At 38.8% G+C, this 19,755-nt stretch carries 18 protein-coding genes and 1 pseudogene; 10 read left to right on the forward strand and 9 right to left on the reverse strand.

What is annotated here, in order from left to right; all coding sequences use genetic code 11:
• Positions 1-340 precede the first annotated feature (340 nt).
• From G3O08_RS14445 to G3O08_RS14470, 6 genes and pseudogenes are all read left to right on the forward strand, one after another.
• Entirely contained in the window at positions 341-2,272 is a 1,932-nt protein-coding gene (locus G3O08_RS14445) for a S9 family peptidase (protein WP_163286097.1), read from the forward strand.
• A gap of 426 nt (positions 2,273-2,698) precedes the next feature.
• Entirely contained in the window at positions 2,699-3,268 is a 570-nt protein-coding gene (locus tag G3O08_RS14450; protein WP_163286098.1) for a hypothetical protein, read from the forward strand.
• Positions 3,269-3,297: 29 nt separating this feature from the next.
• Positions 3,298-4,989 (forward strand): T9SS type A sorting domain-containing protein, encoded by a 1,692-nt coding sequence (locus tag G3O08_RS14455; protein WP_163286099.1) that lies wholly within the window; start codon positions 3,298-3,300, stop codon positions 4,987-4,989.
• Positions 4,990-4,991: 2 nt separating this feature from the next.
• A pseudogene (locus G3O08_RS14460) lies at positions 4,992-5,459 on the forward strand (alpha/beta hydrolase family protein); the annotation flags it as partial.
• Positions 5,460-5,700: 241 nt separating this feature from the next.
• The gene (locus G3O08_RS14465; RefSeq protein ID WP_163286100.1) at positions 5,701-6,513 is read left to right on the forward strand and encodes a hypothetical protein; all 813 of its coding nucleotides are present in this window, start codon (positions 5,701-5,703) and stop codon (positions 6,511-6,513) included.
• 63 nt (positions 6,514-6,576) lie between these two features.
• A complete protein-coding gene (locus G3O08_RS14470; protein WP_163286101.1) occupies positions 6,577-7,305 on the forward strand; it encodes a hypothetical protein in 729 nt (242 codons plus the stop codon).
• Between the two features lie 88 nt (positions 7,306-7,393).
• Here the strand turns inward: G3O08_RS14470 and xseB are convergent, their stop codons facing one another.
• Genes xseB through G3O08_RS14485 form a run of 3 tightly spaced genes read right to left on the reverse strand, consistent with a single transcriptional unit; the run spans position 7,394 to position 9,387 of the window.
• The gene (gene xseB / locus G3O08_RS14475) at positions 7,394-7,594 is read right to left on the reverse strand and encodes an exodeoxyribonuclease VII small subunit (RefSeq protein WP_163286102.1); all 201 of its coding nucleotides are present in this window, start codon (positions 7,592-7,594) and stop codon (positions 7,394-7,396) included.
• 5 nt (positions 7,595-7,599) lie between these two features.
• Positions 7,600-8,988, reverse strand: coding sequence for an exodeoxyribonuclease VII large subunit (gene xseA, locus G3O08_RS14480; RefSeq protein ID WP_163286103.1), 1,389 nt, complete (start codon positions 8,986-8,988; stop codon positions 7,600-7,602).
• A gap of 6 nt (positions 8,989-8,994) precedes the next feature.
• Positions 8,995-9,387: a response regulator gene (locus G3O08_RS14485; RefSeq protein WP_163286104.1), complete on the reverse strand. Its 393-nt coding sequence runs from the start codon at positions 9,385-9,387 to the stop codon at positions 8,995-8,997.
• Positions 9,388-9,939: 552 nt separating this feature from the next.
• On the opposite strand from G3O08_RS14485, the gene G3O08_RS14490 reads away from it, so the two are divergent.
• The 3 genes from G3O08_RS14490 (at position 9,940) to G3O08_RS14500 (ending at position 12,849) form a co-directional block, all read left to right on the forward strand.
• Positions 9,940-10,806: a dienelactone hydrolase family protein gene (locus G3O08_RS14490; RefSeq protein ID WP_163286105.1), complete on the forward strand. Its 867-nt coding sequence runs from the start codon at positions 9,940-9,942 to the stop codon at positions 10,804-10,806.
• A 288-nt stretch (positions 10,807-11,094) separates the two neighbouring features.
• Positions 11,095-12,456, forward strand: coding sequence for a vanadium-dependent haloperoxidase (locus tag G3O08_RS14495; protein ID WP_163286106.1), 1,362 nt, complete (start codon positions 11,095-11,097; stop codon positions 12,454-12,456).
• Entirely contained in the window at positions 12,457-12,849 is a 393-nt protein-coding gene (locus G3O08_RS14500) for a hypothetical protein (protein WP_163286107.1), read from the forward strand. It abuts the gene before it with no gap.
• A gap of 286 nt (positions 12,850-13,135) precedes the next feature.
• Here the strand turns inward: G3O08_RS14500 and G3O08_RS14505 are convergent, their stop codons facing one another.
• The 6 genes from G3O08_RS14505 to G3O08_RS14530 all read right to left on the reverse strand — a co-directional run bounded on the left by G3O08_RS14505 (position 13,136) and on the right by G3O08_RS14530 (position 18,796).
• Entirely contained in the window at positions 13,136-14,047 is a 912-nt protein-coding gene (locus G3O08_RS14505; protein WP_163286108.1) for a metallophosphoesterase, read from the reverse strand.
• A 322-nt stretch (positions 14,048-14,369) separates the two neighbouring features.
• Entirely contained in the window at positions 14,370-15,686 is a 1,317-nt protein-coding gene (locus G3O08_RS21520; protein WP_262888970.1) for a DUF262 domain-containing protein, read from the reverse strand.
• A gap of 56 nt (positions 15,687-15,742) precedes the next feature.
• Complete coding sequence (locus tag G3O08_RS21525) at positions 15,743-16,027, reverse strand: DUF262 domain-containing protein (protein WP_163286110.1); 285 nt, start codon at positions 16,025-16,027, stop codon at positions 15,743-15,745.
• Positions 16,028-16,206: 179 nt separating this feature from the next.
• The gene (locus G3O08_RS14520; RefSeq protein ID WP_163286111.1) at positions 16,207-16,743 is read right to left on the reverse strand and encodes a DUF488 domain-containing protein; all 537 of its coding nucleotides are present in this window, start codon (positions 16,741-16,743) and stop codon (positions 16,207-16,209) included.
• Between the two features lie 318 nt (positions 16,744-17,061).
• A complete protein-coding gene (locus G3O08_RS14525; protein WP_163286112.1) occupies positions 17,062-17,517 on the reverse strand; it encodes a ferritin-like domain-containing protein in 456 nt (151 codons plus the stop codon).
• A gap of 184 nt (positions 17,518-17,701) precedes the next feature.
• Positions 17,702-18,796: an alkene reductase gene (locus G3O08_RS14530; protein ID WP_163286113.1), complete on the reverse strand. Its 1,095-nt coding sequence runs from the start codon at positions 18,794-18,796 to the stop codon at positions 17,702-17,704.
• Positions 18,797-18,995: 199 nt separating this feature from the next.
• Between G3O08_RS14530 and G3O08_RS14535 the strand changes: the two genes are divergently transcribed.
• On the forward strand, positions 18,996-19,745 hold the full coding sequence (locus G3O08_RS14535) for an SDR family NAD(P)-dependent oxidoreductase (protein ID WP_163286114.1): 750 nt from the start codon (positions 18,996-18,998) through the stop codon (positions 19,743-19,745).
• Positions 19,746-19,755: the final 10 nt, after the last annotated feature.

Here is a 19,755-nt window from a genome sequence, read left to right on the forward strand (position 1 = left end):
TTTCATCATTGCATTCAGGCCAAAGATATCAGTGCGCCAGCAAATCGCTGATGAATTTTCAGATTATTTATCTCAAGACGAATGAGCTGATCGTATGATTTTAATGATCTTCAATTAGCATCACTTATCCGTTTTCACATTCATTGCAATTCACGATACAAAATTCGCAAGGAAGAGCAGAATTGCGAATTTATCGTAAATCTAGTCTTATCTGGTGCCTGAGCCTTTGCAAGCATTAATTTTCTTCCTTGCTTTGCAGTTCAATTGGCTAAAATGCCGTTTATCACAATTTTAAAATGGGGGAAATTGTTTTTTCCATATTTGTGAAAAATTGATAGCCATGATAAAACCATTATTTCAAATCTCCATTGCCGGAATTTTATTGCTTTCCGCCTGCGGAGATGCAACAGAAGTCAAAAATATGAATACAGAAACCAAAATTGATGTCCCTATAATTCCCGTTGAAGATTTTTTCAAAAATCCTGAAATGTCTTCTTTTCAAATATCACCAGATGGGAAACATTACTCTTATACTGCTCCTTGGGAAAACCGAATGAATATATTCGTAAAGCAGGTTGGAAGCGACAAGGCCACACGAATTACCGAACAAACCGACCGCGATATCTCTGGATATTTTTGGGGTAACGACAATCGGATTGTGTACCTGAAAGACGATAACGGCGATGAGAATTTTTACCTCGTGGCAGTAGATGCCAATGGCGAAAATTTGATTCCGCTTACGCGTGAGGCAGGTGTGAGAACCCAAATTATTGACGATTTAGAAGATGATAAAGACTTTATGATCGTTGGGCTAAATAAGAGAAACCCACAGATATTTGATGCATACCGTTTGAATATCAACACAGGAGAAATGGAAATGATCGCCGAAAATCCGGGAAATATTACCGGCTGGATGACAGATCACGACGGGAAAATGCGCGTAGCTATTACAAGCGATGGGGTAAATACGTCTGTGCTTTACCGGGCTACTGAAGATGCCGAATTTAAATCGGTGCTCACTACAAATTTTAAGGAGACAATGTCTCCACAGTTTTTCACTTTCGATAATAAGAAGCTTTACGCAAGCAGCAATATCGGTCGCGATAAAGCGGCTATTGTTGTTTTTGATCCAGAAACTGGCAAAGAGGAAAAGGTTCTTTTTGAGGATAATGAATTTGACGTTGATGGATTGAATTACAGCCGAAAAGATAAAAAGCTGATTGCTGCAACTTATACCGGAATTAAGCAGGAGCGTCATTTTTTTGATGATGAGTACAAAGCTATTTTCACAAAACTCGAAAAGCAGTTTCCTGAAATGGAGATTTTCATGACTTCTTCTACCGATGCTGAAGACAAGTTTATTATTCGCACCTACGGCGATAAATCTTTGGGCGAATATTACCTATACGATCGCACTTCAGGTGAAGTAACCGATATCGCAAATCCATCGCCCTGGATTAATGAAGAAAATATGGCTTCTATGCACCCCATTTCGTACCAATCACGCGATGGCCTCACCATTCATGGATACCTTACATTGCCTGTAGGCTATACCATGGACTCTGCAAAGAATCTTCCGGTGGTTGTTAATCCACACGGTGGCCCGTGGGCGCGAGATAGCTGGGGGTTCAACCCTGAAGTACAATTTTTAGCTAATCGCGGGTACGCTGTTTTGCAAATGAACTTCCGTGGATCGGTAGGTTACGGACGCGATTTTTGGGAGGCCAGCTTTCGCGAATGGGGCAAGAAAATGCAAGATGATATAACCGATGGAGTGAACTGGATTGTAGAAAAAGGAATTGGTGACAAAGACAGGATTGCGATTTACGGAGCGAGTTATGGAGGTTATGCAACACTTGCCGGCATGGCATTTACTCCAGATTTATACGCCTGCGGAATAGATTATGTTGGAGTGTCAAACCTGTTTAGCTTTATGGGAACCATTCCACCTTACTGGGAACCGTACAAGAAAATGATGTACGAGATGGTTGGAAATCCCGAAGAAGCCGCAGATTCAATCATGCTCAAAGAAGCATCTCCCGTTTTTCATGCTGATAAAATTGTAAAACCACTTTTCGTAGCTCAGGGCGCCCAGGACCCAAGAGTAAATAAAGACGAAAGCGACCAGATGGTAGCAGCAATGAAAGCGCGCGGTGTAGAAGTGGAATATATGGTAAAAGACAATGAAGGCCACGGATTTCACAATGAAGAAAACCGATTTGAATTTTATCGCGCTATGGAAGCATTTTTAGCGAAGTACATAGCAGAGTAGTTGATCTATTTGCCCAAATTGAAGTTTGAAACGGAAGGTGTGTGAATGCTTTCCGCTTTTTTTTCTTCTGCGTCTTATGTAATGTAGGAAATTCTGTGCAATTTTTTCACAACCTCTCATCAAAACGAAAGATCAACATTTTCGATAATAAAAGACTGAAAACATTTGTGAATTAACAAATATTGGTTACATTGCAATTATAATAACCCAAAAACTCCTTAATTATGAAAACTTTTACACAGCATTCTCACAGCATTCTCACAGCATTCTGGTGGATCGGCTTCCGGCAGTTCAACTGGAGGATTAGACTGTGTCTGGCAAGGAGTTGACGGTACCGTATTAGCCTACACCGGTATAAAAGGTGAATGGAACGAGGATGGAAGTGGATATTCTGTTTCACTATATTATGAAAATATTTTCGATTATATGGGTTTTAGCAGCGATTGTTATGATCCAGATGGAGACTTGGTATCATCAACAACGGGTGATAGTATAATTACTTTTTTTCGAGAGATACAATTATTATCTATAACATCGTATCAAAATGGAGCTAAAAACGTTTTCACAACTTCTGCTAGCGAATTGTTTAATCAAGACGGATCCCCAAATATCCCATCTATCAATTTTGAAAGAGGGCTTCACAGAATTGCGATCAAATATCGTGGACAACCCTTAGATTATACTTTTGTAGAAATAACGGGTTCGGGAACCTTGACTATACCTCACAAAGATTTCTTTAATGCGAATGTTTATCCGAACCCAGTTACCGCGCAAAGTCAATATAGTATTGACATGAATACTTCTGCCAGATTGCGAATGACTTATGAAATTTATGATCATTTCGGTAATTTGGTTACAAGTACTTATTATGATTTAGAAGAAGGGCATAGTAGAACTCATGTTTTCCCGAGTGATAAACTAGACCCCAATGGAATTACAGTTCATAAATTCTCATTTGATGATGGATCGTATGAAACTATTACAACAATTAAATAGTTTTGAATCTATAACCTATGAATTTTAACATGAACAAAAATCTCTCATCTTTTTTACTCTTGTGCATTTTTTTTCACTTCAATTGCTCAGCCCAAACAGATCAAACATTGGTTTACTCTTCTTATTTTGGAGGGTCTGGTTCAGAAACAGCAAGTCGAAATGTCTTAGACACAAGGGTTGATCATTGGTTATCTGGAGACATAACCTCTTCAAGCAATATGCCATTTACGAATAATGCTTTCCAATCCTCGCTAAATGGAGAAGTAGATATCTTCATATCAATTTTTCAAGATTTAAACACGTTGACATATGCCTCTTATTTCGGTGGAAGTAATAATGAATACAGTTCAAGCGTGCAATTTATGCCGGGTATCAATGGCTTTGTTATTGCCGGATTTACAACATCCACAGATTTCCCAGTCACTAGTGATGCTTATTTACAAGAGCATCAAGGAGGTGGAGAAGATGGATTTATAGCTCGCTTTTCAGAAGATGGACAGCTTCTTTGGTCTACCTATTTTGGCGGATCTGAATATGATCGTATTGAGAATATGTCAGTTGATGCTTTCGGTTTTATATATGTAGTAGGTCGCACCGCCAGCGCGAATTTGGCTACCAATGGGGTTCACCAAACAGAAATCAATGGTGGGGATGCATTTCTGGCTAAGTTCGATTCAGATGGTATTCTTATGTGGAGCACTTACTTTGGTGGTTCCGGTGATGATCGATTCTCTTGTATTGGAGTAAGCCCAGACGGTAATACAATATACTGTTCTGGATCTACTAACTCCGATAGTAATATTGCCGTAAATGGATTTCAAAATGTATATGGAGGACTAGTTGACGGCACTATCGCTTGCTTTAACTCCTCTAACGGCACTCTAAATTGGTCAAGCTATTACGGCGGAGAGGAATATGATAAGATAGATGATTTGATTGTTGAAGATGATGGAAGTATTTATTTTTCAGGTGAAACACGCTCTTCATCGGGTATCACGTCAAGTAATGCTCATCAAGAAAATTTCGCAGGTTTTTCTGACAACTTTCTTGTGCGTTTTAGCTCAGAAGGCGATAGAGAATGGGGCACTTATTATGGAGGAGATAATACTGAAGGATTTAGTGGTCTTACCTCACAATATAATAATATTTTACTGTATGGATCTTCAAATTCTCAAAACAATATAGTTTATGGAAACCCCTTTGACGCGGGAAGTTCCTTTACTAGCTCATATATGGCAAAGTTTAATCCATCAGGTGAGGTTATTTGGGGTAGCCATTTTATCTCGGATCCACCAATTTCTATACGAGCTTTTAAAGCCATTCCCGGTAGTTCAAAGATGGTTGCTATAGGCGGAGTGTGGGAAGGTGTAAATATGTCAGAATTTATCACCTCTGATGCTTACCAGGAATATAATGCCGGTGAGGATGATCTTATTTACTTTGTTTTTGAAGACAATACACTTTCCGCTAAAACGCATAACATAAATCCCCTAAAAGTGTATCCAAACCCAGCTACGGACATGGTTACGATAGAAAGACCTGAAAATTTAACCGGTGATCTAAATCTGGAAATTTTTGATGCAATGGGAAAACTGGTTTTACGTAAGTCATTAAATACATGGAGCATTGGCGTAAATGTATCAAAGCTTACAGCCGGTGCTTATATTTTAAAAATCAATACCGAAGAAGAAATATATAGAACGAAGCTTATTGTGGAGTGAATTATAGGCTCGAGCATGGTGGCTACGCTACCCTTGCCGGAATGGCGTTTACACCTGATTTATACGCCTGTGGAATTGATTATGTTGGTGTATCTAACCTGTTTAGCTTTATGGGAACGATCCCTCCTTATTGGGAACCTTTCAAAGTAATGATGTACGAGATGGTTGGAAATCCCGAAGAAGCAGCGGATTCAATTTTGCTCAAAGAAGCATCTCCCGTTTTTCATGCCGATAAGATTGTAAAACCACTTTTTGTAGCTCAAGGCGCCCAAGATCCAAGAGTAAATAAAGATGAAAGCGACCAGATGGTAGCAGCAATGAAAGCGCGCGGCGTAGAAGTAGAATATATGGTAAAAGACAATGAAGGCCACGGATTTCACAATGAAGAAAACCGATTTGAATTTTATCGCGCTATGGACGCATTTTTAGCGAACCATCTAAAGAACATTCCTGAAAAAGTGGATATGTAAATATCAGATATTGAATTTCTGTTTAGTCCGAATTTAAATATTGTCGCTCCGTTAGATCAAATCTGACGGAGCGATGTTTTTTTTGTCCACTTTTTCGAAAATAGACCCAATTATATTTGTCTAAAAAGAATTTGCAATCGCATTTTGAATTATATTTATAAACGAATTGAGGTATGCCATTATCCCCAATTTCTTTAACCGTAGTTGAATGACTTGATTTTCTTCATAAAATCATATTTTGATGAATGCAAATAATAGAATCTTACAAAAAGGGTTAATGACTATCGTTGGCATTCTTTCCTCCTTTTCATTGATAGCACAAAAATTGGATGTATTTGAAAACTTGCAAGATTATCGGAAGTTTAGCCTAATGGTAGGTACGTCATTATATCATTCCGCTGACAGCCGTATTACCTCCGGCACCATGGCACCAGAAAATTTGATGAATTGGGGTGTATCCGGTGGATTCGAATATGATTTTCGACCTGAACGCCGGTTGTCTTTTGTTTTAGGACTTACTTTGACCAAAGAGCCCACTTCTCGATTTAGATTAGATATTAAAAAAGAAGAAATACCGGGTGTTACTTCTGATTATAGCTCGACAATTCGTGAAGCTTTTTCACCTTCTTTCTCAGTGCCCTTTTACATAACGTATAAATTCCCTTTAAACAAAAACCAATTTCTCGAGTTTCAGACAGGTGGAAAAGTAAAATGGTTACCACCTGGTGGATCGGTTTATATCGTTTCGATTAGCGAAGATATTACGGATGCTGTTGAAGTATTTACTCTTAAAACAGAAACTGCGGATAAATTCTATTATGGTAGTTATTTATTCGGTGCAGGAATAACCACACTCTTTAGCGGTTTTTTGATCAAGACAAATTTTCTTTATACGCTTAACTTTCAAGACACTTATGGGGGTCAATATGAATTTAAAAACTTGAGCGTTTCCGGAAGTTCGACAGGAACTTATGCTTTGTCGGGAAATAATTTGTCGCTAATGGTTAGCATTGCTTTTAGGAAGCCGGATAGTCGTCGGAATGATTATTATTAAAAATCGCAACTCAAAATGCCCTCTGTAAAACACTTCAAGAAGTTAGTCCTCATAGCTTTTACTATGCTAGTTGGTCAAGGTATTTTCGGACAGGATGGTTTTTATGCCGGAATAGAAATGGGTGTTTTATCGGGTAGATTTCATTATACCAACGAAAAAGGATATTCCTTATCGCAAGGGTGCATAGGAAACACTGTAGGAGCACATTTTGGGAAGAGAAAGAAGGGATTTTATTTTCAGACAGGAATCTATCGTGACAGACCCGACCATCCATTCGCAGAAATCAATTATGAGACTTGGGAGCCATCAAAATCTTTCAGCGCTGCAAACGGTATTGAAAATTATAGGATACCGCTTTACGTCGGAAAGGAATTTAAAATTTACAAACAGCTATACGGCGGTGTAGGTCTTGGATTTAATACTATAATAGCGAGGGATATTGGGGAAGTAAGTGGGTTTGGTACTGTTCATTATGATCTCACTCAACCTGTTCTCACCGCAAGCGGAGATTCTACATGGGGTGCTTTACGCGTAGACCATAGGGTTAATTTCGGATTTGAATCTGTCTTTACGCTCGGAATGAGGTCGAAAGGTAATTTTGACTATTTCTTAAAGGCTGGATATTTGGCTCATTTTCAGCCGTTTTCAAATGAAACAATTACTCATTATTCCAATCGGGAAGTAATAACTGCAACCCGTGTAGGTCAAAACTCAATGACAATTGGAGTCGGTTTAAGTTATCGATTCCAAAGTAGAAATCGCGAGAACGAGCCTACTGAAACGATTTTTTGATATTCTATACTGAGGTAGTTGACTTTAGACAGATGAATGGTCAAACTATGGCGTCCAAAAACCAATCACTAAAAACTAAAAACCAAAATCACCCTTCCCCAAGTTCTTTCAAAATATCATCCACTTCCTTCTCCGTATTCTTGAGCACTGCCTGGCAGCTGCGAATTAATTGGGCAGCTCGTTTTACTTTTGCAGAAAGCTCATCTACAGAAACGCTTTCGTCTTCAATCTCGGCAATTATTTGCTCGAGTTCTGCTATTTGATCTTCGTATCTCTCTTTTTTCGCCATTGTTTTTATTTTACTGTACTCTTTACGGTGCCCTTCCACAAGCGGGTTTCCAGTTCTGCTCCCGGCTCTAATTCATCTGCGTTGTTAACGGTTTTACCATTTAGGGTGGTAATGCTGAAACCCCGTTTAAGGGTATTTGCCGGGTCTAAAATTCGCAATTTATCGGCAATAAATCCCAAATTTGTCTGTGATTCCTTTAGCTGACTCATTGTACTATGCGCGAGTGAAGCCGGCTGGGCATTAAGTTTTCGATTGCAAGTTTCAAAGCGATTTTTTACTACCCCATTAAGGCGCATCGGCATACGGTAGTTTATAGATGCCTTTGCTTCAACAAGCGCATTTTCCACACCGTTGTTTATACGGTTTGCGCTGCGGCGAATGTGATTTCTGCGGTTGGCGAGCTTTTCGCTTACGGCCAGCTCCAACTGGTTGGCTTTTGCATCAAGCTCATTCCGCGTAAGCGTAAACCAGCCTTTGCGAAAGTTGGTGAGACTGCGTTTTACATTTTTTAGGCGTGTGGCAAAGTCAATGAAGTTTTGCACCAGATTGCGTGCTAAATCGGTAGGAGTGATGAGGTTTTTGTACGCCACTTGCTCCACCACAGTAAGATTTGTTGCATGGCCTATTCCCGTGAGGATGGGGATAGGAAACAGGCTTACATTTCGGGCCAGGTTGTAACTGTCGTAACAATCCAGACCGGTTTCGCCGCCACCGCCTCTAATAATCACAACGGCATCAAAATCTATATCAACCTGCCGGATTTTAGTCAGTGCCGCAATTATGCTCGCCACTGCTGCGTCGCCTTGAAGCAGAGCCGGAAACAAACGCAAGTTTATGCTATTTGGAAAAGGACTTGAAGCCAGTACATTTTTAAAATCGAGAAATCCCTTGCTCGTTTCTACCGAAATTACAGCCACATTTTGCACTAGTAATGGTAAATAGAGTGATTTGTTCTGGTCAAATATTCCTTCTGCTTTCAGCTTTTTTATGGCTTCAGTGCGCATCCGTGCCATCTCGCCCAAAGTATAGCTGGGTTCTATATCAAGAATATTTAGCGAAAGCCCGTAAACAGCGTGAAAACCAAGCGTGCAGAGGAAGAGAATTTGCATTCCGTCACCGGGTTCTTTTCCTGTTAGCTCCAGAAACTTGGTTCGGATATGCTGATATTTTGATTTCAGAATAAACCCTTTTAAATCGGCTACGATTTTCCCGCTTTTCTTTTCTACAAGTTGCGGGTAGCAATGGCCACTCTGCGGGTAATAATTGAGTTTGCTTATTTCAGCAGTAATCCAATATGATTTCGAATACGTTTTTTCTATCTGGCTGCTTAAACTTCTGGCCAGCTCACTTAGCGAGTAGTGTTTTTTCACCGCCGACGTATTCATATCAGCCATGGCTATTTATTTTGATTTGCTTAAATTCTGAAGCGCTTCTTTTGTAATTGGCTTTGAAATAAAATTGATTATTAAGCTATTGTCATTAGCTTTCCTTTGATCATCAGGGTCAAAAGTGGCGGAGAGCATCACCACGTGCGGCGTGCGTACAGGAATATTACTAAATTGGCCGTATGCTTCTATAAAATCCCATCCAGAAATTTCTGGCATTTGAATATCGAGAAAAATAAAATCCGGCATTTCATTTCCTTTTTCGTAATGGTTGTCTAAAAACGTCAGGGCGTCTTTACCATTACTGAATGTTTTGATTTTTTCGGTGAAATCAGATTTTCTAAGCATGGTTTCACATACCAAAACTGAAATCGGATCATCGTCAATAATTACTACAAGTTTATGCACAGAAATTAAATTTGGGTTGGGTTTTAAACGAACCTACTTGCGAAATAGTTCTTCAATGCAAATGTATGCTATTTGTGTCCTTTTACAAGTTTATTGATGTATTCTGCTATTTCAGAACGATTAACCCATGTCAGACTATTTTTAGAGAATTCAAATTTTCATAAATTTCAATAAACAGATTTCTTTATTCTCTGTACTTATCCTGCGGGCTTCATTGTGGCATAGCGCCGGGGGGAAACGGAAAAGTTGGCAATACTTCAACCACTAACTTTATTTCGGGTCTTTATCAACCTGTACCGCCTTTACAGGAAATGTTTAATATGGCAGGGATGAATTTACCGGAATATCTAAAAAGGAAAAGACGGAGATGTGAAAGTGCAAAAAAGGCAAGCCTGATACAAGAGATTCAAAACCGGAAAAAGAAGATAAGGAATAGGATTTCATACTCCAATTTGTCTGGTGGACTTATTTCACTTTATCGGCTTTCGCTATAAAGGTAACGTCGCCTTCCAAACATTTTCAGTATACTGGTGTTTCAGTCAAAACCTTATCATGAAAACAATTTACAAATCACTTATTTCAATTTTATTTATCACTTCTTTATTTTCTTGTGGCGACGGCACAAAAGATGATGCATCTGAAACGGAAGACCCAAAAGAAACCGCTCAAATCAAGCAACCGGTTAATGTAACAGGCAGGGAGGTAAGCTATTCTACAGATTCTGTAAAAATGAATGGCTATATCGCCTACGATTCAAGCTTCGAAGGCAAGCGTGCGGGGATATTGATCATCCATGAATGGTGGGGACATACTGATTATGTTAGAAAAAGAGCAGAAATGCTTGCCGAACTAGGGTATGTGGGTTTTGCAATTGACATGTATGGCGATGGAAAAAAGGCCGATCACCCTGATGATGCAATGAAATATATGAAAATGGTAATGCAGAATATGGATGGTGCCAAAGCGCGTTTTGACGCTGCGTATAAGCAACTGGCAAGCGATCCACATGTAGATCCGGAAAATATATCTGCCATAGGTTATTGCTTTGGTGGCGCCGTAGCTTTGTCAATGGCAAATGCAGGAGAGCCGCTTGATGGAATAGCTATATTTCACAGCAGTGTGCAAGTTGCCATACCACCATCTGATAAATTACAAGCCAAAATTTTGGTTCAAAATGGTGCCGCGGATCCAATGATTTCGCCCGAATCTGTGACTGTTTTTAAAAACGAAATGGATAGTCTGGGTGCCGATTATGAATACATTTCGTATGCAGGAGCCCAACATGGTTATACCAACCCGGGAGCAACCGAGCTCGGTCAAAAATTTAATATGCCGATATCGTATAATCTCGAAGCTGATACCACTTCATGGAATAAGCTCAAAATCTTTTTGGGTGATTTGTACCCTTCCGGGAAATAGATTTAAGACTACTAATTTTCTATGCTTTGATTGCGAATGAGTTTAACTGCTACAGATTAACGTGCGCACGGTGGTATCAGGATGCCTTTAAAATTTCGGATTTCGCAAATCAAACTTTCATTATTAAATAGAGAAATAACTATCTGAATTTCACTTGGTGACAATTGTTTTTTGCAAAATTATTAATAATAACTGAAAAATAATTGGTAAAATGCTTGATTATATCCCGATGAATAGGTTAAATTAGCCGACTAATTAATCTTATTTAATAACCAAACCTATTTAACCATGAAGCGAATCCTAACCCTCGCAATTGCGGCTTTGATCATTTCAGGCTGCGCAAAAGACGATGAACCAACCGTACAGGAAACCCCCACCAAAAGTGCTGCTGCAAAAACTTATGATGCAGATTTTATGATCGACTATTTTTCGCTTCAGTGCGATATAGTGCGCAATACCAATGGTTTCTTACCTACAATTGCCGCTCGTGGGTATGGATATCTGGGCGTTACCGCCTATGAATCTGTCGTTCACGGAATTCCCAATGGTCAATCTCTCGCCGGACAAATACAAGGAATGAGCGCCGGGAGCTTACCCCTTCCAAGCGCTGATTTGAAATATGACTGGGCTTTGGTGTCCAACAAGGCTATGGCCGATATGATGCGTTATATGTTTGGCGTTAATCTAAATCCTGACGATGCAATTCTAATTGACAATATGGAAGCCAATACCAAGGCTCAATTATCAGCCGGAGTTGATGCCGATGTTATAGCACGCTCTGAACAGTTTGGTGCCGATCTTGCTGACGCTATTTATCAAGTTAGCAAAACAGATGGTGGCGATGAATCGTATCTCAACCCCTGGCAAACTCCATGGGAAGTGCCCGAAGCTGACTATTGCTGGATTCCTACAGATTTACAACTTCAGCCTTTAAGTCCTGACTGGATGAACAACCGCAGCTTTATTGCAAATATTGCTGAAGATACACAAATTGGGGCCCATATTCCTTATTCTTCAGACCCACAGTCAGAATTTTACGCAGCTGCAATGGAGGTTTACAATCAGGTTAACAACAATACACCAGAACAAGTAACTATTACAGAATATTGGGCCGATGATCCATTTCAAACTTGTACTCCAACCGGCCATACTTTTAATATATTAAAGCAATTGCTGGCAGAATCAGGAGCTACTTTAGAAAAAACTGCGGTAGCATTTGGAATGATGGGTGTGGCAGAAAATGATGCATTTATTTCGTGTTGGAAATCGAAATACGATTATATGCTTATCCGACCGGTAAGCTATATTCAGGAACATATTGATCCCGATTTCACAACCGTTATTGGTACGCCGCCTTTTCCAGCGTTTATTTCAGGCCATTCTGCCGAGATTGGTGCCGGTATAAAAGTGATGATAGACCTCTTTGCCGATGCGCAGGGCAATTATACATTTACAGATATCAGCCAGCAGCAATACGGTTTTACGCCGCGTAATTTTGATAATTTTTATGATTTGGCAAATGAATGTGCCTTGTCTCGTTTTTATGGAGGAATTCACTTCACCATGGACAATGACAAAGGGCTCGAGCTGGGCATTGCAGTGGGTGATGCGGTAGTAAACGAACTGACCTGGCCGAAAAATATTCAGTAAATGAAATCATTAAAGATCTTTCTGCTTGCAGGAATCTTAGTTGCGTCATGCACCAATGATCCTGTTGAAGAGCAAGATTCCTGGCCTGTAGATTTTGATGCGCTTGTAGCCCTCAATTGCAGAGCAATAGAATTGCGGAAAGCACGGTTTGCTACTGCAGATTCTCTTCGTCTGGATATGGATTCCATAAAAGCTTCAATGAATCAATCTGATTTTGAAAAGTATCAAAACGATTTTGAAACGCGCAAGAATGCATTGCTTTCAGAGAGCAATGCATTGGCAGATACAATAAGGCTACGCATGAAAGGAGTAATGAGCGATTTAGGTCCTGATAGAAAACGCGTTTTTAACGATAGCCTTCAAGCAACATTGAAGCGTGAAGGCTGTGAATAGCTGACGGAAATTTCTTCACTTATTGTCTTTGAAAAAATTGATATCTAACGTATTAGTGTAGCAATAATACGTAGTGTTTGCGGGTTACTTTCATTGTGATTCCGGCTGTTTTTGTACTTCATCGGGTACGTGTAAAAGGCTTACGAATAGTGATTTTCAGAACTGATATCATTTCCATTTCAGGCTTCTGCGGGCGCAGTCCTACTTTCAGATTTGCCCATGTTTTCACCGTTTTACGTCTGTTTAAAGTTTGGATGATTTCAAAATTGAAAGTAGTTGCGGCGGATTAAACAATCACAAATTTCCGCTCATCTAGATGATTTTCATCGTCAAGTCTGTACGCCACGAGTTTTCCCTCTTTAGCCACGCTGTAGTCTAGGCAGCAAATATTATTTCGATAGAGCATAGGCTCACCTTTTAACCAGTAATGGCCAAAAAATACCTTTTTCTCATAGGGGCTGTAGAAATTCTTCGATTTCAGATCGTCAACGGTAATCTCATCATTTGGTAAGGAATCATCTTTTAGAACACTTATCTTTTTATACGTCATTTTAGCAGGATTTTCCCACCATTTAATTCTAAACTTGTCTCTTCTCGTGCCATCTTTATCTATAAGAAATTGACCTTTTGGCATGTCGGCCTCTTTGCCTTTTAGCGATTGATCTATTGCGTTGTTTAGAGGTGATCCAATTTTAACCGTTTCGCGAAGAGTTTCTTTTGTTAGCCGATCATTGGTCAGCGATTTTCGAAGCAAATCAATATTTTCATTGTCCCAGCAGGCATGAACCGCTCGAAATTTGCTAGTTTCGTAATAGATCGGCAATGTCATAAACCAATTCAGATAATCATTTAACCCTTTCTCATCGTTTTGAAACTGATCCAGCGTTGCTTGGTACTGATTCTTGTTTTTGAAACTGTGTTCTCTTAAGTGGGTGCCATTCTCATACCGATGGTGATAACAAAGTGCGTTGTATTCATGATTTCCCATCAGCGCCACCGCATTTCCGGTATCACTCATCGCTTTCACGATCTCAAGCGTTTCTCTGATTTTTGGACCGCGATCTATGTAATCGCCTACAAACAGTACTTTTCGTTCGGGATGGCTGTAGGCCCCATTCTTTTTTCTGTATCCCATTTTTTGCAATAGAGCTTCAAGCTCATCAGCATATCCGTGGATATCGCCAATTAAGTCAGTCATAATTCTATAATTTATGTGGTTTTTAATTTGTAGTTCAGAAGAAGTATTTTCTTCAAACTTTATCCGGTTAAGCGCAAATAAATAGGGTTAGGACAGGCGCTTTTAGAATTGAAAATAATGTCAATTCTATTCTTTATTTACGTTTTATTTGTTAATTAATCTCACTCGCCCAACCGAGTTCAAGATACAAATTATATAGTTTTTAGGCAAGCGTTTTGGTGATTAAATTACCACATTTTAGTCAAGCTATTTCTAACAATAAGAAGATGTTGAATAATTACTTCATTCAGTCGTCTTGAGAAATCCTCCATGTAGAGGTCGCTTAATTTGCCAGTCTATCTTGACGAATATCAATTGAATTAGGGCTCCAGGTGTTTGATTGAATTTCTGTACTCAACTTATATTGTGAAGTCGCAAAAATTTCCTTTTTATCCTGAAATGGTAAGGACTCACAAGAGCGATTTTTGTCTTCTTCTAAAAGGGTGTAATTACCTAATCTATAAACTACCGATTCGTGAATTGCTTGTGGAAATTCTGTGAGATAATTTTCATTACCATTTTCAGGTAGAATATGCTCAATCGTTCCCGGATTCTCTTCAAAATCGTAATCAGATTGACTTATGTGGTTTTCTAATGAGAATAAAACGTAACGCACGATTTTTTTACCTCGTTTTGTACTAATCGACTTAGAGGCAAAATCATTTTTAAAATCATTATCACTGGGGTATAATGTTTTAATTGCTTGAGCTATCTCAGTAATCTTTGTAGATTCATTTGTGCTTATTTTTATCGCAGCCTTATTGTAAACATCTTCTTTTAAGTTGGTATGAAGTTTTGCAATAACGGTATATCTAAATGTTAATGTACTAACAAGTTTTAATACTCTTGCAAAATCTTCCTTGTTAAGGTTATTATAAGCTGCAATTAAAATAGGATAGGCTTGTTTTTCTTTAAACAGGGTCAACTCCTTGATTCTTTTTTTAATCTCACGATGGTCACCCCAAAAGGTATCTGAATAATTTGACAGCGCTTTATACAGTCTTGCATTGTCTTCTAAAGAATCTAACAAATCTATCACAGCAGGTGAATCTGAAATTGATTCCTTGATAGCTCGGAATAAATATTCCTGTCTGATTAATTTATTTTTAGAAATCCAAAAGTGTCTTAAAAAAGTAGGAAAATCATCTAAGCCGATAACGTCTACAATTTTCTTCCATTTAGATTTTACATGCGGAAGGTCAACTTGTGAGGATATTGAGAAAAGGTAATTCTTTAATAAATCTGTTACAGTTAGTCCAACTCCTCTTGAGTTTAATGTCTCAAATACAGTGTAAGCACTTAATTCATCTTCCACAATAATTTGAATGAACATAAGCCGCTCTGCAATATCTTTATTTAAAAAGTTGGTGATTATTTCTCCATTCTTTTCTTCAGTAAAAAGTTCATTAACTTTTTCTATAAAATATACATAGGCATTCCAAATTTGTTTATCGGAATCTTGTAACGTGGCGACGTTCGTTGGCGGTCTAAAAACAAGGAGGTTAGATTGAAAAAAACTATCATTATTTTCGTTCAATTGTAGTTTAGATGAATATGTTAAAGAAGCAGGGTCTTTATCTCCTATATATTTTTTGGACAAAAGAGATACACGCTCCTTGTTATCTTCTATTTCAATCCCCTGAGAGATAAGAGAATTTAACTTCTTATTACTGCCAAAACGATAATGGTAAGCGTGGAAAATCTCTGTGGTCCATCAATGACATTATATTTCTTGTCTCCCATATTCTGGAGAACTATTGAACCCATATAATGCACGTTGCCGGTTTCGCTTATAGCTAATATGTCATTCCAAAGATCTTCCCACTGATCTTTTTTCCAGCTATAATCTCTCTGGTATGGAGGAACAGTATAGGTCTTTCCATTGCCAATTATATCACTTAAGCTAACAGTGCTTGTATCTAATAAATTATTTACTGCCATAGGTCAAAGTTAGTCTTTTTTTGATCCTTACGGGAAGGCTTATGCACTCTACAATATGTTTTTAATTCGGAATTATGCATTCTGAAAAACCTAACATTTTAGAAAAATTTCATTTCGAATATTTCTTATTTGAATTATGGCTTATAGTCTTAGACTATCATTTTTTCTAAAAATAAATATCACATAGAACTCGTCTCCTCCGGATAAATCAATTCTCCATTCACAATTTCAGCAGGAGCGGTGTATGGGTGCTCATTGGTTTTATCAATGGCCATAATATGCATAACAGTCCAGCCTTTGCTCTTCAAATAATCTGAAATCATAGCTCTATGGCATCGCCACCACATCGCTTCGCTGCACATATAAGCCACTCTTTTTGTTTCGGCGAGTTTCACCAGTTCTTCCATTCCGGTTTCAAATTCAGCAGTATCCATATAATCTGCGTAGCCTCTAAAGGCCGGATGGCGCCAAATGGTATGCTTTGATTCTGGATCTGCTTTTCTTCTTCCGCCAAGCGTTTTAAGATGGCTGTATTTTATCCCGTTTTCGGGAAGTGAATCTTCAATTGCTTCTTTGTTAAATTGCGGAAACTTTCGCGAACCCGGAAAGCTTCTAACATCGACAACCAAATCAATATCGAAAGATTTAAGCATTCCGATAAACTCTTCAGGCGGATGAGTAGAATGCCCGATTGTCCAAATTTCTTTTTGTTTCATGATAAAAATCAAACAAATAGGAGTTAGGTTGGTTTAAATAAAAAAGAGAGCTGATCGATAATTTGCTCTGCATAATTAGTTTGAAAATTTAAAACTTTCATTTTCTACCCTATTTGTTTCCACACAAAACCACCAGGCTTATATAGATAGCTAAACTCTTCTTTTGCATTGAATTTGACTGGAAAATTGCATATTTAATATCTGGAGTGAAAATGTCCCTAGACTATTGCTTTGCGAAAGGATATTCACAAACCCCGCTAATAAAAAAACCGCATTCCAAAATTTGAAATGCGGTTTCGAGAATCAATCAGCAAGTTTTTAGGCCGTAGCCGAAACGTTTCGCTTCAAGATTTCTAGAGATTTTTCAGAAGCACGAATGCTTTCTAAATGATTGCGCAAAATATCGGCATGTCCTGGTTGAAGGCTGGTATCTTTTAAAACATCTTTGTATGCTTCTTCGGCATGTGACTCTCCGCGAATGGCTTCATCGAGCATAGCAGCGTCGTTATTTGTAGAGAATATTTCTCTAAAGTGCATCCACGCTCTGTGCATATCGCCTTCTACACTTGTTCCCTTGTCAGGCGTAAAACCGAGATCTTTCATTATGGCCTTAATTTCATGACCAAAACGGTATCGCTCTCCAATGCTTTTTTCCATAAGGGTGTAAAAACCTTTGTGTTCAATATGTTCAAGTACGTGGTTAAAACCTTTCTCAGCGTCATAATTTCGCTCAATCAAATGATTTAATTTCTTTTCTAATTCTGAATTGCTCATGGCTTTATTAAGTTTAAGTGAATAAAATAAAACTGATCAAAAAACACAATTCAGGCATGTTTTTAGATCAGTTTCTGTACATTATTCTAACAAAACAGGCTTATAAAGGTTCAAATGTTCTAAAAAGTTACATTTTGAGTTTGATTAGAATCTTATTGCTCCATTTGTTTTTATCGAAATGTGCTCAGGCAGTTTGATGTTTTTCTGTGGCCACGGGATAATCAGTATATCCTTTTTCTCCGGGGGTGTAAAACGTCTCCAGAATTGGCTCGTTAAGCTCAATTTCATTTTTAAATCGATATACCAAATCTGGGTTAGCTAAATATTTACGTGCAAATGCAACTAAATCGCCCTGACCGCGCTCAATAATTTCATTGGCCAACTCAAAATTCAGGCCGCCACTTAAAATCATAGTTCCGCCAAAAGCTCTTGAAATATTGTTCTTAATTTCCTGAGGCACTTCCGGATTTCCCATTGAGGAATGGTCTACAAGATGAATATAAACCAATCCTATTTTTGCCAATTGTTGCGCCAGATAAACGTAGGTCTCTTTCACACTGTCGTATTTTGGAGTCATTCCCGAATTGGCGCCATAAGGAGAAAGACGGATAGCCGTTTTATTGCCTCCAATTTCAAGCGCTACACCTTTTGCTACTTCAATGGCAAAGCGACACCTGTTTTCAATGTTTCCTCCATATTCATCATTTCGCATATTGGTGCCCGGATTCAAAAATTGTTCTATTAAATACCCATTCGCTCCATGCAGCTCCACACCATCAAAACCGGCTTCGATACTGTTTTTAGCAGCTGCTATATATTCTTTAATCGCATCTTTTACATCTACTGGAGTCATAACCTTTGCCCGTGGATAGCTTTTTAATCCTTCCTGATCTGTGTACATTTCCCCATCAAGCGGAACAGCAGAAGGGGCTATTATTACGGCTCCTTCAGGCATGTTAAGCGGGTGCGATACTCTTCCGGTATGCATGATCTGTAAAAATATTTTGCCTCCTTTTTCATGTACTGCTGAAGTAACTTTTTTCCAGCCTTCCACTTGTGCCTTGTTGAAAACACCCGGAATACGTGGATACCCCAATCCATTTGGCGATGGTGAAGTGCCTTCTGTAATAATTAACCCCGCATTGGCACGCTGACCATAATATTCGGCCATTAATTCGTTCGGAATATTATCTACAGCGCGAGACCGCGTCATGGGCGCCATCACTATTCTGTTTTTTAAGGCAATATTTCCCAATTGATATTCTTCAAATATTTTCATCTGGTATTTTATGTTTTAGTAAATGATTTTTATCTTCAAGCCACACGCTATTAAAGCAAAACAAATGGTAAATTGTTTAACGTCTTTTGGTGATTTCGAGGCCGAACAAGGCGACTGGATGTTTGTTTAATAGGTAGGAGGAACAATTCTTAGCTTGAAAGTCGAGTTGATAGATTTCTCAAAATCAAAAATACAACTTATGACACTCAAAGATAAAGTATCCGTAATAACAGGCGGCGGTTCTGGAATTGGAGAACATACCGCACTCTTATTTGCCGAAAACGGTTCTAAAATAGTGATTACCGACATTAATGAAGATCACGGAAAGGCTGTGCTCGAAAAGGTTAAAAAGAAAGGTGTAGAAGGAATTTTTGTTAAAGCTGATTCCTCAAAACCTGAAGATTCTAAGCGTACAATTGAAGAGGCTGTGAAAGCCTTTGGCAAAGTTGATATCGCTGTAAATAACGCAGGCATCGGCGGCCCCCAGCAGCCTACCGGCGAATATGATATTGAGGCCTGGGACAAGGTAATCTCTGTAAATCTAAGTGGTGTGTTTTACGGAATGCGCTACCAAATTCCCCAAATGCTTAAAAATGGCGGTGGGTCTATAATCAACGTGGCCAGTATTTTAGCCAAAGTAGGATTTGCTCAAAGCGTGGCTTATGTCGCTGCAAAGCATGGAGTGATTGGGCTTACCCAAAATGGCGCTTTGGAGTATGCATCAAAGGGAATTCGGGTAAATGCTGTAGGGCCAGGATTTATAAGAACGCCACTAATTGATGACAATATGAGCAAAGAGCAGCAGGAGCAGCTGATAAGCCTTCATCCAATTGGACGGCTTGGAAAACCCGAAGAAGTGGCAGAGCTATTTCTCTGGCTCGCAGGCGATAAATCTAAATTTGTGAATGGATCTTATTACACGATTGATGGTGGGTATTTGGCGCAGTAGATTGCAGTAA

It is taken from the genome of Cryomorpha ignava, assembly GCF_010686655.1.
Classification (GTDB): domain Bacteria; phylum Bacteroidota; class Bacteroidia; order Flavobacteriales_D; family Cryomorphaceae; genus Cryomorpha; species Cryomorpha ignava.